The organism is Gordonia sp. LMA167, assembly GCF_058130025.1.
Map to the genome: position 1 here is coordinate 1,837,934 of NZ_CM176708.1, position 12,465 is coordinate 1,850,398.

Consider the following 12,465-nt stretch of genomic DNA (forward strand, 5'->3'; position numbering starts at 1 on the left):
GCGTGCACGCGCTCACATGTCCGGTCTGCAACGCACTGTCGGGCTTCGTCAATGACCAGTGTCCGCGGTGCGGCACGACCGTCGGGGTCCATCTGGAGTCCCGGTCGCTGGCGGTGATCTCCGGTGGCAGCGCTGAGATCGAGGGACGCGGTTGGGTCCGATGTTCCAACTGGTCCCGAACCGGATGCAACTGGTTGACCCTCGCCGAGCTGGACGACGAGTCGGCAGGCTTACGGGGCAAGTGCTTTCCCTGTTCCCTCGTCCGTCGCCAACCCGCTGCCGACGACACGATCGCGCTGGAGAAGCTGAACTCGACCACCATGGATCTCCGCATGCTGGTTTATCAGCTCGTGGATCTGGGACTGCCCGTCGAACCCTGGTGGCGAACGGAGGGCGGGCTCGCCTTCGACCTGCTGTCGAGTCTGACGAACGGGCAGCCGGTGATCATCGGTCACGCCAACGGGGTGATCACCATCGACCTGGCCGAAACGCTGGACGCCCACCGTGAGCGGCTCCGGGTGGATCTCGGCGAGGCCTACCGGACCATGTTGGGCCATTTCCGGCACGAGGTCGGCCACTACTTCGAGCACATTCTCGTCGAGACCGGCGCGGGCGCAGAGCTTTACCTGGACCGGTGCCGGGAGATCTTCGGCGACGAACGGGCCTCCTACAGCGACGCCATCGACCGTCACTACACATTCGGACCGCCGCAGAATTGGCGCGACTCATACATCTCCGAGTACGCGACGATGCACCCGTGGGAGGACTTCGCCGAGTGTTTCGCCCACTATCTGCACATCACCGGGACCATCGACACCGCGCGCGAATCCGGTCTGATGCTCGAGAGCGATCAGGTCCGGTTCACCATGGACCGCGACATCGTCCCGCTGGCATCGTATGCGGACGTGCCGATCGAGCGGCTCATGTATGACTGGAAGTGGTTGTCCACCATGTTCAATCGGGTCAACGCCGCGATGGGTGCCCGACCGCTCTATCCGTTCGACCCGCCACTGCCGGTGATCCGGAAGCTGGGATTCGTACACACGGTGATCCGGGAGTCCGCCAAGAGGGCCCAGGTCAGCTCTGCGCCAGCCACTCCCGACGCTGTGCCGTGATGAACTCCAGAACGGTGGCCACATCATCGGTGTCCTCGATGCGGAAGGTGGCCGCGGTGTCGCCGGTTCCCACCTTGATGCTCACGTCCCCCTGGTCGGGGTGCAGATGCGCGAACGCCTTCTCGTCGGTCACATCGTCACCGAGATAGATCACCCGATCGGCGCCGACCCGCTCGCGTAGGACGTCGAGGGCGTGGCCCTTGCTGGTCTCGATTACCGCCAACTCGATGACCTCTTTGCCCTCGGTCACGTGCACACCGGGCCAGGCGGCCGGACCCGACCGCGCCTGCTGCAGCGCGACCTCGGCGTCTGCGGGAGCGGCATTGCGGACGTGCAGCACGGTGCTCGCGGGTTTTGTCTCCACCCGGGTTCCCGGGTGCTCTTTTGCGATGGAACGCAATTCGTCGATCAGCCGGTCCAGGAGAGAGCGATGTCCGTCGGTGATCTCGTCGACGAATCCCGTGTCGAACTCGCTGCCGTGGCTGCCGACCAGCGTCACCGGCGGTGTCAGCCCGGACAATTCTGCGAGCACGGCGAGTTCGCGGCCGGACACCACCGCCGCGTGCGTGTCCGGAAGGGTCGCGGCGGCCTCGATCGCAGCGATCGACGCGTTGTTGGGAACCGCATCCTCGGGCCGTGACACGAGGGGTGACATGCAGCCGTCGTAATCGGAGGAGACCAAGAGCACGGGCGCACTCGCCGCCGCCAGGACGGCCTCGCGAAGGTCCGCCGGGAGGCCGGTCGCGCTCATCGGTCGTCGTGGGCGGTGTCCGATCCGCCCTGTACGAGGTGGACACCACGGTTGGCGTCGGTCGCGGTCTCCGACAGCGACTGAAGGGTACCGAGGAAACTCTCGGCCCACTTGGCCACGTCGTGGGTGAGCACCTGTCGCCGCAGCGCACGCATTCGTCGTCGTCCCTCGGTGGGGGACTGCGCGATCGCGGCCTCGATCTCGTCCTTGACCCCATCGAGGTCGTACGGGTTTGCCTGATATGCGCTACGCAATTCGGCTGCGGCGCCGGTGAACTCGCTGAGCACCAGGGCGCCGCCGAGGTCGCTGCGACAGGCCACGTACTCCTTCGCGACGAGATTCATTCCATCGCGCAGCGGGGTGACCAGCATGACGTCGGCGGCCACGAAGAACGCGATGAGGTCGTCGCGGGGGACCGGCCGATGGAGGTACTGCACCACCGGTTGCCCGACCGACCCGTAGGCGCCGTTGATGTTGCCGACGAGTTGCTCGATGCCCGAACGCATCCGGACGTAGCTGTCGACGCGCTCGCGGCTCGGCGTGGCCAGTTGCACCATCACGGTCTGTTCGGGATCCACTCGCTTCTCGGCGAGCAGCTCGGACAGGGCCTGGAGCCGGACGTCGATGCCCTTGGTGTAGTCGAGCCGGTCGACGCCGAGCATGATGGTCTTCGGATTGCCGAGCTCCTTGCGGATCTCGGTGGCCCGCTTGCGGATCTCTTTGGACTTGGCCTTGGCGTCGAGTTCGCCGGAGTCGATGGAGATGGGAAAGGCGCCGACCCGGACCGTGCGGAAACCGACCTGCACGACACCGAATCGCGATCGCACACCCACGGTGCCCTTGCTGGTCGCCTGTCCGGCGAGTCGTCGCGCGAGGAAGAGGAAGTTCTGGGCGCCGCCGGGCAGATGGAAGCCGATCAGGTCGGCGCCCAGCAGGCCCTCGACGATCTCGGTCCGCCATGGCAGCTGCATGAACAGTTCCACCGGCGGGAACGGGATGTGGAGGAAGAAGCCGATGCGCAGATCAGGTCGGAGCATCCGGAGCATCTTGGGCACCAGCTGGAGCTGATAGTCCTGGATCCAGACGATCGCACCTTCACCTGCGGCCTTGGCCGCTGCCTCGGCGAACCGCCGATTGACCTCCACGTAGGTGTTCCACCATTCGCGGTGGTACTCCGGTTTGACGATGACGTCGTGATAGAGCGGCCACAATGTGGCGTTGGAGAAGCCCTCGTAGTATTCGGCGATCTCCGACGTCGACAACGGCACCGCATGGATGTCGATGCCTTCGATGTCGGGGTTGTCGTCGGAGTCGGCGATGCCTGACCAGCCCACCCACGCTCCGGTCTGTGACCGGAGGATGGGCTCGAGGGCGGTGACGAGGCCGCCCGGGCTACGTTTCCAATTGACGGTGCCGTCCGGGAGGACTTCCTTGTCGACCGGGAGGCGGTTGGCGACGACGACGAACTGCGCGTCCCCTATGTGCTGTTCGGCGGTGGTCCCGCCGTTCGAAACGTGCTCGGACTCCGCCATGCTCTCAGGCGTTCTCGCCGGGTGCGATCCCCAGCATCGCCAAAAGCATCCGGCACTCGTCGGCGTCGGTCGCGTAAGCGGCGACGACGCGGCGCGCCGAACTGGCGGTCTCGTCGGCTACCGGCTCCAACTCGTCGTCGGTGATGTCGGTGGTCTTCGCAGGCATTCGAGTCCTTCTACTTCACGTCGGTCTGCCATCGGCGGTGGCCGCTGGCAGAGTGCACGCCTGGTGTGAGTGTGCGCGACACCCGATTCTACCTGTTCCGCAGGACCGGATCGGCCGAGACCGCGCTAGCGTCGGCGGTACGCCTGCAGGCGATTGCGCCGCAGCATCGACATCCACGCCGGGCGCACCGGTAGCTGCGGACGGCGCAGCGACCTGGCGATGAACTCGCCGAGCGTCACGCCCGCGGCGAGGGCGCATCCGATGGCGAGCGCATTGGTCATCCAGGTGATCCCCTCGACCGTCTGATCGCCGAGGATGCCGTAGAGCGAGCGATACACGGCCAGACCGGGGAGCAGAGGCGTGATGCCGGCGACCGCGACGACCAGCGGTGGAGTGAGTGCGCGCCGGGCGAGCAGGCCGCCGACGAGGCCCACGAGCGCCGCGGCGATGCCGCTGGCCACCACGTCGCCCATCGCAGCGACGAACGACGCTGTGGCGACGACTGTCGCACCGATCGCCCCACCCAGGAACGCCACCGGCAGCGCGCGCTTCTCGGCATAACTTGCCAGGGCGAACGCGAACGCCGCGACGGCACCGGCCAGGATTCGGACAGGCAACTCGACCGCGGGGAACGTGGTCTCCGGGGTGATCGTGGGCAGATAGATGCCGGTGTGCTCCAGGAGGCTGATCGCGATACCGACACCGGCGATGAGTCCGCCGGTCATCAACAGCAGCTCGAAGAACCGGGCCACACCGGTTATCGGCGCGCCGGTGATGGCGTCCTGGACCGAGCCGACCAGGGACAGCCCGGACAGGAGCACGACGATGCCGGCCGCGATGACGAACGACGGCGAGAGTTGGACACCAAGGTTCTCGGTGAGCCCGAACGTCACCGCGGCCGGAACGACAGCGATGATTCCGCCCGTGACCTGCTGAAAGAAAACCGGTGTGCCGATCCGGTTGAGACGGCGGTTCACAGTGACGATGGCCATCGTGGTGAGGAACGCCAGAACTGCGCCGAAGGCGGCGCCACCGAGCAGGACCGAGACCGCCGACGCCATCAGTCCCCAGGCCAACGTCGCGACCCGGTGTGGATAGGGGTGCGGAGCCGTGATGATCTCGTCGACCATCCGGTGCGCGGTGGACGGTGTGAGCGCCATGTCGCGGATGCGGCGGACGAGTCGGTCGATCTGTGCGAGCCGGGTGAAGTCCATCGAGCGGTAGTAGACCTGTTCCATCGCGGTGATCGGTGGCAGTGTCGCGCCACGTCGGGCACTGACCACGATGGTGTTGTAGGTGACGTCGACCTCGACGTCCTCGATACCGTAGACACCGCACACGAACGCGATCTGCTGCTGCGTGTCGATCGCGGCGGTGCCGGAGTCGAGCAGTACGGCCCCGATCTTGGTCGAGAGATCGAGAACCTCGGTGATGGCCGCGACGTCGAATCGGTCGATCGGTTTACGCGGCGAGACCATGATGCTGCCGGGCTCGATCGTGTCGATCGTCGCCTGGCTGTCTCCGATCAGCCGGACGGGGTTCACGTACCCCAACGCGCGGCCGATATACTCGCGCACGCAGGCCTCCTTAGCTCAGTGGTAGAGCACTCGCCTTGTAAGCGAGCGGTCGTCAGTTCAATCCTGACAGGGGGCTCCAACAGTTTTCCTCGGTGTGGGGCCCGACAGTGAACGCTTTCCGGGGCCGCCGACGTTCCGTCATGTGATCAGTCTCATCTCGGCCGTCGGGCCCGGGTCAGACCACGCAGCGGAACCCGAGGTGAGAGGTCGCCGAATCGTCGGACTGTGCCGATCGCGCGGCCGGCCGATACCGTTGGCAATATTCGGGTGCACACAGGTGCGAGCCGCCCTTGGTGACCCGCATGATGTGGGGAGATGTGGTCGGCGCGAGGAGATCGGGCCGCCCTTCTGCCTCGACGACCGGCGTCTCGGGTACGACGTGACGAGGCGTGTACACGTCGACACATCGCTCCCACACGTTGCCGATCATGTCGACCAGGCCGAAGCCGTTCGGCGGATAGGTCCCGACCGGTGATGTGGTTCCCCAGCCGTCGTTCTGGTACGGGAATCTGCCCTTCCACGTGTTGGCCATGTCCACACCGTCGGGCCGTAGTTCGTCACCCCACGCGAAGTCGAGTCCGTCGACACCACCGCGCGCCGCGTACTCCCATTCGGCCTCGGTCGGCAATCGTCGGCCCGCCCACTCCGCGTATGCCGTCGCATCGCGGTAGGCGATGTGCACGACCGGATGGTCCCCGCGGTCGTCGGCGTCGTCGTCGCCCTGCGACCGTCGCCACGAGGCACCCGGTTGCCAACGCCACCATTGCCGCCAGTCGCGGAGATCCACCGGCCCGGCCGTCGGGGTGAAGACCACCGAACCGGGCACCAGTTCCGCGGGATCGGCGTCGGGGAACTCGGCGGGGTCGATGGTCTCTTCGGCGACGGTGACGTACCCGGTCGCCGAGACGAAGGCGGCGAACTGCGCCGTCGTGACCGGATGGCGCTCGATCGCGAAGGGCGCGACGACACGTTGGTGCGCACGGCGCTCCTCCGGGTAGTGCCGGTCCGAACCCATGGTGAACGGACCGCCGGGCAATGAGATCAGCTCGGTGGGTGTCACCCCTCGACACTAGTGCTGCGTCTCGGAAACAGGTGACTCGTCTCCGGCGTTCGATCGACGCCTGGCTGCGTTTGGCTGCGTTGTCGTCGGTCACGACAGCGCCGCTATCGCTCCCTCCTCCGCCGAACCAGAACGCTGATCGCTCCACCGGATACGGTCACCTATTTCCGTGACACACCGCCCGGAGACGCGCCAGAGAGACACGACCCACTTCTGCGGGCGTCACAAGGCGAAACCGGCCACGATGGACCCATGCCATCGGATTCACTTGTCGTTCCCACCACTGGTGGAATGGTGCGCGGGACCACGCGGTCCGGCGTCGACGTCTGGCACGGCATCCGCTTCGCCGCGGCGCCGGTCGGTGACCTGCGGTGGCGCCGCGCCCGTCCCCCGGAGCCCCACGACGGCATCGTCGACGCGACGAACTTCGGCCCGGTCTGTCCGCAGGAACGCAATCCGGCGATCGGCCTCGGCAAGGACGCCACCATGGACGAGGACTGCCTGTTCCTCAATGTCTGGCGACCGGCCGTCGAGGGCGAGACAGGATTGCTGCCGGTGATGGTGTGGCTGCACGGCGGCGCATACGTCTTCGGGTCCGGCAGCCAGCCGCTCTACGACGCGACGAAGCTGGTCACCGACGGCGCCGTCGTGGTCGTCACCATCAACTACCGGCTGGGTGCGCTGGGGTTCGCCGACCTCACGTCGCTGAACGATCCCGCATCTCCACGCTACGAGTCGAACGCCGCGCTCAGTGACGTGCTGCTCGCGCTGACCTGGGTGCGCGACAACATCGCCGGGTTCGGCGGCGACGCGGCCAACGTCACGGTGTTCGGCGAATCCGCCGGCGCGGGCATCGTCACCACGCTGCTGACGATGCCCACCGCACACGGCTTGTTCCACAAGGCGATCGCCGAGAGCTCACCTGCGACGTCGATGTACGACCATGAGCGTTCTGCGCGGGTCGCCGAGCGGTTCCTGACCGCCGCCGGGATTCCCCGCGACGGCGCCGGGGTGGAGGCGCTCGGCATCGACGAGATCACCGCGGCGACGATGCAGACGTTCACCGACGTCCCGGCCGAGAATCCGGGCACCATCGCGTTCGCGCCGGTCATCGACGGAGATCTGGTGCCCCGACACCCGATGGACGTGTTCCGGGCCGGCGAATCGCTGTCGGTGCCGTTGTTGATCGGGACGAACAAGGACGAAGCCGCCCTGTTCAAATGGATGAAATCGCCGCTCATGCCGATCACCCCGGCCGACATCGAGCGGATGTTCGCCGCCATGATCGCCGAATACCCCGACGTGACATTGCCCGCGCGGGCACAGATCACCTCGGCGTACTCCGGCATGCGCCCCAAGGTCGCCGGTCTCGGCGTCGCCCGCGACATCGCCTTCCGGATGCCGACATTGTGGCTCGCCGAATCGCACAGTGGGCACGCGCCCGTCTACCTCTATCGGTTCGACTGGGCGACGCGCATGTTGCGGGCACTTCGCGTGGGCGCCACACACGCGACCGAACTGCCGTATTTGTGGGGAAATCTGGTCGCCGGGCCCGCCGACATCACTTTCAAGCTCGGCGGACGAAAGGTCGGCGAGGAGATCTCCGCACGCATGCAGCGACGCTGGACAAGGTTCGCGCACCACGGTGAACCGGCCGCGGAGCCGACGCTGGGATGGCCGGTATTCGATGCGCACACCCGAACCACATTGGTGATCGACCAGACCGATCGCATCGTCGACGACCTCGACGGCGACATCCGACGGGCGTGGGGCGACGAGGTGCTGAGCTTCCGATAGATAACGATTGTGACGTGAACCATGTCGGTGGGCACCGTCGCTCGTCGACCGCCTACATTGGTTCACTGCAGCATTCATCACGATTCTCGCCGTGGTGCGGGGGGAGAGGCGGTCGACGCGATGGGCAAGGAAATCAACGAGCGACGTTCGCGGCGCATGTTCGGACGCGTGGTCGGCGCAGGGTTGGCCGGGGCGGCCATGGCCGGTGCACTCGCATTCGCGGCGGCACCGGCGAGCGCCGAGCCGCTACCGAAGATCGAGCCGACGGTGGAGAACGCCGCTCCGACGCTCGACAACATCAAGCTGGGCATCGACCGTGCGGTCGCAACCAACCCGGAACTGGGCCCGGTCGGCGAGCTGGCGCTGTCACTGTTCCCCAAGTACTGAGTAGGCCCAAGTACTCAATAGGCCCGAGTACTGGGTCCACAGCACCCGACAGTTCGGGTGCCGAACAAACGAAACCCGCCGGAGCTCGTTCCGGCGGGTTTCGTCGTGTGAGGGTGCCTCGGCGCGCTACTCACATTCGTCGGGGATGTCGGTGTGCGGCAGGTACGTCGACCGTTGCGGCTCGGTCAGGGGTGCTGTGCTCGCGCAGATCCAGTGGCGCGCCGTGTCGATGTCGGTGGTCTGCAGGTGGATGCTGCCGGTCACGTCCCCGGCGGTGATGATCGTGTCGTCGATCGACAAGTGTTCGGGTAGCTGCCATTTCGTCGTGGTATCGGTGGTGGTGATGAGGGGGACGATGGCCTGCTGGTCGCTGAGGCGGCCCTCGTCGAGGGCGAAGGTGATGAGGTGGTGGGTTGCCGTACCGACGACCAGTCGCGACGGAGTCAGGGACAGGGTCGCGGCGTGGATGTTCGGCTTGCGGTCGATCAGTGTCCGCCGTCCGTCGCGGACGTCCCAGGTGGTGAGATCTCGGGCGGCGATGATCAGGGTCCCACCGTCGCGGCTGAAGATGGCCTGTGCGGCCGGACTCGTGTCGGTGATCACTGCCGACGGGGACATCCGATCGCCGTCGAGGTCGTACAGGTAGGTCCGTTTGTCGTCGGAGGCGACCGCCAGGCGACGGCCGTCGGGACTGAATGCGACGCTGCGGATCAGATCGCCGGGGCCCGTGATGGGCGCACCGATGCGTACCGGACGGCGCGGTTCGGCGGTGTTCCAGAGTTGCACGGTCCGGTCGGTGGCCCCCGCCGCCAGCACATCGGCGTGGGGCGCGAACGCGATCGCGTTGGTGTAGCGCGTCGCCACCCTCAGCTCAGCGGCCGGTCGGACCGATTGCCGGTCGCTGATGTCCCAGAGCTGCACGACCCCACCGTTGTTGTTGGCGGTCGCCGCCTGCGTCCCGGCGGCGTTGACGCTGACCGACGGGTGATCGTTCACGCGCCGCTCGATCGGTGTGCGTGACTGTCGAATCCAGCCGTCCGGCCCGGTCGTCCAGATGTTCAGCGAGGTGTCGGTGCCGACGCTGCCGAGCACGGTGGCGTCCGAGTCGTTGGACAACCCGGTCACGGTTCCGCCGCGGTCGGGGATGACCCCGGTGGGCAGGTTCCACTCGTCGATCGTGCCGTCCGACCGGCCGACCAGCAGGCAGGTGCCGTCGGGGCTGAACGCCGTGGAGAACGTGCGGACCGAACCCTGCTCCGGGGTCCCCTGGTCGCTCGACGACTGCAACGCCCACAGGGTCGCCGGCATGGTCGGATCGATGGTGTTCCACACCGTGACCCGGCCGTCCGAACGGGCCGTGGCCAGCTCGTCGCCCTGCGGGCCGAAAGCGATCGACCACGAGCCTGCAGTGGTGCCGGGCAGCGACGTGGTCAGTGCCACGGGATGTCGCGGGTCGCCGACATCCCACAACTGTGCGTTGGGGCTGTCGCCGGTCACCGCGAGGGTGTGGCTGTCGGCGCTGAAGGCCACCGAATGGGTGATGCTGGGGAATCCGGTGATGGGCGGTCCCGCGGGAACCGGCAGGTCGGGGTCGCGGGTGTCGTAGAGGCGCACCACGCGGTCGTCGCCGCCGGTGGCGAGAAGGCGTCCGTCGGGGCTGTAGGCCACCGTCCGCGCGGCGCCGCCATGCGCGGGCAGTACTGCCGTCTCGCGAAGTCCGCCGTCGTCGGCGACCGCGTAGATGGTCACCGACCCGTCGTCCGACGACGCGGCCAGGTGACGTCCGTCGGGGGCGAACCGCACCAGGTAGACGGTTCCGTGGCCCGGGCTGACGGTGGTGTGTTGTCGGGGTGCCGCGGGGGTCCCGATGTCCCAGATGCGCACCGTGCCGTCGCCGCTGCCGGTGGCCAGCAGCGGTCGGGATGGATGAAACGCGGTGGATGTCAGATAGTTTCCGTAGCCGGTGAGGGTGGCCACCGAGTGGAAGGATCCGTCGCTCCCGCGTGCCCAGACGCGGGCCGTGCGGTCGCCGCTGGCCGACGCGAACATGCTTCCGTCGGCGGCGAAGCTGACGTCGTAGACGGGTCCGGTGTGGCCGTCGAGCGGGCTGGCCAGGGGACTCGTGGCGGCACCGAGAACGCGTTGGCTGACCGTTGGATCATCGGGGTACAGGCTCTGGGCGACGAGCAGCAGCCGCGCCGCGAGCGACGGATTGGACTGTTGCAGGCTGTCGATGTGCGACAGCAGCGCGGCCCGTTCGGCGTTGTTGCGCTGCTGGGTCAGGTCGTGCGCCTGCCGGAACCCGATGGCCGCGGTGATCGTCGACACGACTGCGAGCACGACGACGACGGTGATGGAGAACAACCGCACCACCCGTCGACGGCGTTGTTGTGTGAGCGCGGCGTCGAGGAAGGCCTCGCTCTCCGCGGACAGCAGGTGCTGATAATTGCGGCGTAGCGCGGCCCGATGTTGCCTGGCGTCGTCGAGGCGGGAACCGGTGTAGAGGAACGAGCGGCTGCGTCCGGTCTCGACCCAGGCGGTCGTGTCGGTGTCGAGTTGCTGTCGCCAGAGGTGGATTCCGGAGTCCGCGGCGATCCATTCGGCCAGGCGCGGCCACGCCGTGAGGACGACGTCGTGGACGAGCAACACCGAGTCCGACGTCACGATGAGCAGTCGGGCCTGCGCGAAGATGTCGATCACCGACGAGATGCGGGTGGGAAAGCGGTCGGCGATGGTGTCGGTGTGCAACGGCACGCGCAGCGCGACTCCGCCGGGGCCGACATGGACGAGCGCCAACAGCAGCGCCCGGGCGAGGTTGCGATCCTCCGGCTCGACGGCCGACCACGCGGCCTCCGCGGTGTCGGCGACGGCGCGGGCGATCCCGCCGGTGGCCCGGTATCCGGAGATCGTCATCCGATTGCCGGATCGACGCGCCCACGTCGCCGCGAGGACGTGGGCGAGGAGCGGAAGTCGTCCGGCGCGGTCGCCGATGGTGGTGGCGGCGTGCAGGTCGTTGATCATCACGTCCGCCAGTCCGGACTCGATCCGCCCGCCGGCAAGGCGCACCGGACCGGTGATGACCTCGCGCAGCTGTCCACCGGTCATCTCGGACACGATCACGCATCGTGACTGCCAGGCCTGGGTGAGGAACGGGAACTCGACGCACGGTCCGAAGAAGTCGGCCCGCACACCCAGTACGACGACGGCGTCGGCGGCCAGGGCCTCGACGTCGCGCATGGTGTCGACCACGGTCTCGTCAGCCTGCGCAAAGACGTCTTCGAACTGATCGAGCACGATGACGTCGACCTGATCACCGTCGGAAGCATCCTCGTCACCACCCCGTCCGGTGGGCCTCCGGGCGTCCACGTGCACACCCGCGGCGGTGATGGTGGCACGACGCGGGCGTACCACCCGTGGCCCACGCCCGAGACCGGCACCGAGCAGGGACGATTTCCCCGACCCGGACACGCCCGCCACGATGACGACGCGCGGGCCGCTCGGCGACGCCGCTGCCTCGAGGATGGTGTCCACCAGGGTGGCCACCAGATGGTCGCGCCCGAAGTACACAGCGCTGTCCGCGACGGTCAGGGTGGCGAGGCCCGCGTACGGCCGGTTCACCGTGGTGGACGCCGACGTCACCGGGTCCGGGTCGCCGTCGTCGGCCTCGGTCAGGTGTTTGTCCCAGAGCTCCCGCCACTGCGGAAGGCTGAGCACATCATCCTGTCCGCTCGCCACGGCGCGAGTGGTGAGCCACAGCAGGAGGGGCTCGACCGTGGCGAAATCGCGGGGCAGATGTCGCCCGTTGCGCCAATCGCTGATTCGCTGGGCAGAGACCGTCGACCGCGCGGCCGCGGCCCGTAGAGTGGGCCGCCCGGCCTGTACGAACAGCCGCGCCAACGCACTACCGAAGTCCACTCACCATCACCGAAGATCCCCCGACCGTTACTTGGCCCAATCATGCGCTCACCGAGGCCGCGACCGCCATTCGAGTGAGCGGGGACACGCCCGACCGGCCAGCTCGGCTCCCCGGCGGACGGACCGTTACGTGGTGATCCCGCGTATCCGGCGACGTCCGGTGTC

9 protein-coding genes and 1 tRNA gene are annotated in these 12,465 nt (G+C 67.5%); 4 read left to right on the forward strand and 6 right to left on the reverse strand.

The window, feature by feature from the left end:
- The first annotated feature begins 2 nt into the window (after positions 1–2).
- On the forward strand, positions 3–1,115 hold the full coding sequence (locus tag ACVT6V_RS08235) for a zinc-binding metallopeptidase family protein (protein WP_489899315.1): 1,113 nt from the start codon (positions 3–5) through the stop codon (positions 1,113–1,115).
- Here the strand turns inward: ACVT6V_RS08235 and otsB are convergent.
- The 4 genes from otsB to ACVT6V_RS08255 form a co-directional block, all read right to left on the reverse strand.
- Positions 1,078–1,866, reverse strand: coding sequence for a trehalose-phosphatase (gene otsB, locus ACVT6V_RS08240; RefSeq protein ID WP_489899316.1), 789 nt, complete (start codon positions 1,864–1,866; stop codon positions 1,078–1,080). The two genes, ACVT6V_RS08235 and otsB, sit on opposite strands and share 38 nt — an antisense overlap.
- Positions 1,863–3,398: an alpha,alpha-trehalose-phosphate synthase (UDP-forming) gene (locus ACVT6V_RS08245; protein ID WP_489899317.1), complete on the reverse strand. Its 1,536-nt coding sequence runs from the start codon at positions 3,396–3,398 to the stop codon at positions 1,863–1,865. The genes otsB and ACVT6V_RS08245 overlap by 4 nt, the downstream gene beginning before the upstream one ends.
- Positions 3,399–3,402: 4 nt before the next feature.
- A complete protein-coding gene (locus tag ACVT6V_RS08250) occupies positions 3,403–3,564 on the reverse strand; it encodes a hypothetical protein (RefSeq protein WP_419219850.1) in 162 nt (53 codons plus the stop codon).
- A 125-nt stretch (positions 3,565–3,689) separates the two neighbouring features.
- Positions 3,690–5,141, reverse strand: coding sequence for a threonine/serine exporter family protein (locus tag ACVT6V_RS08255; RefSeq protein WP_489899319.1), 1,452 nt, complete (start codon positions 5,139–5,141; stop codon positions 3,690–3,692).
- 4 nt (positions 5,142–5,145) lie between these two features.
- Between ACVT6V_RS08255 and ACVT6V_RS08260 the strand changes: the two genes are divergently transcribed.
- Positions 5,146–5,220: transfer RNA gene (locus tag ACVT6V_RS08260), tRNA-Thr, on the forward strand.
- A 96-nt stretch (positions 5,221–5,316) separates the two neighbouring features.
- On the opposite strand, the gene ACVT6V_RS08265 is transcribed toward ACVT6V_RS08260, so the two are convergent.
- Complete coding sequence (locus ACVT6V_RS08265; RefSeq protein ID WP_489900750.1) at positions 5,317–6,156, reverse strand: formylglycine-generating enzyme family protein; 840 nt, start codon at positions 6,154–6,156, stop codon at positions 5,317–5,319.
- A gap of 297 nt (positions 6,157–6,453) precedes the next feature.
- Between ACVT6V_RS08265 and ACVT6V_RS08270 the strand changes: the two genes are divergently transcribed.
- On the forward strand, positions 6,454–7,998 hold the full coding sequence (locus ACVT6V_RS08270; RefSeq protein WP_489899321.1) for a carboxylesterase/lipase family protein: 1,545 nt from the start codon (positions 6,454–6,456) through the stop codon (positions 7,996–7,998).
- Between the two features lie 120 nt (positions 7,999–8,118).
- Entirely contained in the window at positions 8,119–8,385 is a 267-nt protein-coding gene (locus ACVT6V_RS08275) for a hypothetical protein (protein ID WP_489899322.1), read from the forward strand.
- Positions 8,386–8,511: 126 nt separating this feature from the next.
- Here the strand turns inward: ACVT6V_RS08275 and ACVT6V_RS08280 are convergent, their stop codons facing one another.
- Complete coding sequence (locus tag ACVT6V_RS08280) at positions 8,512–12,300, reverse strand: WD40 repeat domain-containing protein (protein WP_489899324.1); 3,789 nt, start codon at positions 12,298–12,300, stop codon at positions 8,512–8,514.
- Positions 12,301–12,465 lie beyond the last annotated feature (165 nt).

Coding starts and splice junctions, on each gene's coding strand:
- ACVT6V_RS08275 (WP_489899322.1), top strand. CDS start 8,119: ATGGGCAAGGAAATCAACGAGCGACGTTCGCGGCGCATGTTCGGACGC.
- ACVT6V_RS08265 (WP_489900750.1), bottom strand. CDS start 6,156: ATGGGTTCGGACCGGCACTACCCGGAGGAGCGCCGTGCGCACCAACGT.
- ACVT6V_RS08245 (WP_489899317.1), bottom strand. CDS start 3,398: ATGGCGGAGTCCGAGCACGTTTCGAACGGCGGGACCACCGCCGAACAG.
- ACVT6V_RS08270 (WP_489899321.1), top strand. CDS start 6,454: ATGCCATCGGATTCACTTGTCGTTCCCACCACTGGTGGAATGGTGCGC.
- otsB (WP_489899316.1), bottom strand. CDS start 1,866: ATGAGCGCGACCGGCCTCCCGGCGGACCTTCGCGAGGCCGTCCTGGCG.
- ACVT6V_RS08250 (WP_419219850.1), bottom strand. CDS start 3,564: ATGCCTGCGAAGACCACCGACATCACCGACGACGAGTTGGAGCCGGTA.